The organism is Ruania albidiflava DSM 18029, assembly GCF_000421225.1.
GTDB lineage: Bacteria > Actinomycetota > Actinomycetes > Actinomycetales > Beutenbergiaceae > Ruania > Ruania albidiflava.
Genome location: NZ_ATWL01000050.1, coordinates 1 through 2,349, shown reverse-complemented (window position 1 = coordinate 2,349; position 2,349 = coordinate 1). Strand labels below are relative to the sequence as shown.

Below are 2,349 nucleotides of genomic sequence, written 5' to 3'. Positions count from 1 at the left end.
AACTCCCATCGTCGGAAGGCCTCGACCTCTATCCAGACACCGCCACGCCCAGACCACTGGGACCTGTCTCTACACCCTCATCTGCGAAGAGCCGGCAAAGGGCCGCCTGCCGCTGGACTCATACAGGTCACTGGAACCAGTCAGCCGGGAGGCGAACTCCCCGATGGTGCCGGGAGTGCCGCGCCAAAAGTCCCGGACAGCGTCGCGGTAGCGGCCGTTCCACTCAGTCCACAGCGGGGGAAGTTGCCGACCTGATAGCCCCCAGCTCCTACGTCCCAGGGTTCGGCGATCAGTTTGAGCTGTGATACCACCGGATCTTGTTGTACCAGGTCGAAGAACGTAGCCAGGCGGTCCACGTCATGGAATTCTCGGGCGAGGGTGGCCGCCAGATCGAAGCGGAACCCGTCCACGTGCATCTCCAGGGCCCAATACCGCAGGGAGTCCATGATCAGCTGCAGGGAATGGGGGTGGCGGACGTTGAGGGAGTTGCCGGTGCCGGTGTAATCGACGTAGTAGGCGCGATCGTCGGCGAGTCGGTAGTAGGCGGGGTTATCAATGCCTCGGAAAGACAAGGTGGGGCCCAGGTGGTTGCCTTCGGCGGTGTGGTTATAGACCACATCAAGGATCACCTCGATGCCTGCCTCGTGCAGGGTGCGGACCATCGCCTTGAACTCGGGCACCTGTTGCCCGCGCGTGCCGCGGGCCGAGTAGCGGTGGTGGGGGGCGAAGAACCCGATGGTGTTGTAGCCCCAGTAGTTCGACAGCCCACGTTGGATGAGGTGGTGGTCATCGATGAACTGGTGCACCGGCATCAGCTCCACCGCAGTCACGCCCAGGCGTTGGAGGTGCTCCACCACTGCGGGGTGCCCCAGGCCGGCATAGGTCCCGCGTAGTTCCGGCGGCAGCTCCGGATGGGCGATCGTGAGCCCACGCACGTGCGCCTCGTAAATGACTGTTTCGTGGTAAGGGATGCGCAGGGGGTGGTCCCCCCGCCAGTCGAAGTACGGGTTGACTACCACGCATCTGCTCTGGTGAGCCGCGGAATCGCGGTCGTTGCGCTCCCAGGGCCGGCCGAAGGGATAGCCGAAGAGCGACTCATCCCAGTCCACCGCTCCCTCCACAGCCTGGGCGTAGGGATCCAGCAAGAGCTTGGCCGGGTTGCAACGCTGGCCTTGCCCCGGCTCGTACGGGCCGTGCACTCGGTAGGCATAGCGCTGCCCTAGTTCTACCGCCGGTAAGAAGTAGTGCCAGATGAAACCGTCGACCTCGGTCAGCTCCACCTGGGTTTCGATGCCGGCGTCGTCGAACAAGCACAGCTGAACACGCTCGGCAAGTTCGGAGAACAACGCGAAGTTCGTCCCCGTGCCGTCATATCTCGCCCCCAATGGGTAGGGGGTACCAGGCCAGACCTCCACAGGAACGATGATCCCCTAACGGCTCCTGTAGCAGTGGCCAACGCGCCACGATCGGGTCGAGGCGACCACAGCTCGCGTGCGAGCAGATAAGGAAAGAGGGGAGCGGATCCGCTCCCCTCCGCGCTCCCTCCGGCCAGCCTTTAGCCTGCGATGATCTCGATGCGCCGCGGCTGCGCCTGCTGGCTCTTGCGCACCTGGACCCGCAAGATGCCCTCGTGGAGGTTGGCCTCGACGTTGTCCGCGTCCACCTCGCCAGGTAGCATCACGCGGTAGTCGAACTGGCCCGTGCGGCGGGTCTGCCGGCGCAGAATGCCAGTGCGTTCGCGCTGCTTGGTCTCACCGTGAAGCATCAGCTCATTGTCCCGCAGCTCCACGGTCACGTCCTCACGCTTGACGCCGGGCAGCTCGGCCTCCACCACGAAACCCTCGTCGGTCTCCTCGATGTCGACGGCCGGCACCCAACTTCTCACGCCGTTACCGGCGTCACCGAAGGCCGTCTCCATCAGCTGAGACATCCGCTGGTGGAGGTCATCAAGTTCCTGGAACGGGTTCCAGGCTTGAACCTCGGTACTACGACGAACAGGAAGCGCCATCGTGCAAAACCCCTCCCTTCGAAGTCCATCACCATCTCGTTGTAACTATGAGCCATAGGGACTCAAGTTTTATTCCCGGCCAGGCGAGCCAACGCCTCACGCTCGAGCCGTGAGGGCAGAGAGGCACGGGGTGAGGAGCGCCGGCGCCCCGGTAGTCGGAGCGGATCACGGCACTGCGCAGGTCGAAGTTCGGCACCGATCGGGAGCGGCCAAGGTCAACAGCAGCTGGCGGGTGGTGCAACGGCAAACGGACTCCCCAGGGGGCTTAGAGATCGCGCGGGTAGGTGTGGGGTGTGGCGTTGCGGGGGTGCAGGCACGAGGGCTGTTAAACACGGTTTCGA

At 64.1% G+C, this 2,349-nt stretch carries 1 protein-coding gene and 1 pseudogene; both read right to left on the bottom strand.

What is annotated here, in order from left to right; genetic code table 11:
• Positions 1–93 precede the first annotated feature (93 nt).
• A pseudogene (gene glgX / locus K338_RS24150) lies at positions 94–1,415 on the bottom strand (glycogen debranching protein GlgX); the annotation flags it as partial.
• Positions 1,416–1,555: 140 nt separating this feature from the next.
• Positions 1,556–1,918, bottom strand: a complete 363-nt coding sequence (locus tag K338_RS0119430) for an Hsp20/alpha crystallin family protein (protein ID WP_245543016.1) — start codon at positions 1,916–1,918, stop codon at positions 1,556–1,558.
• Positions 1,919–2,349: the final 431 nt, after the last annotated feature.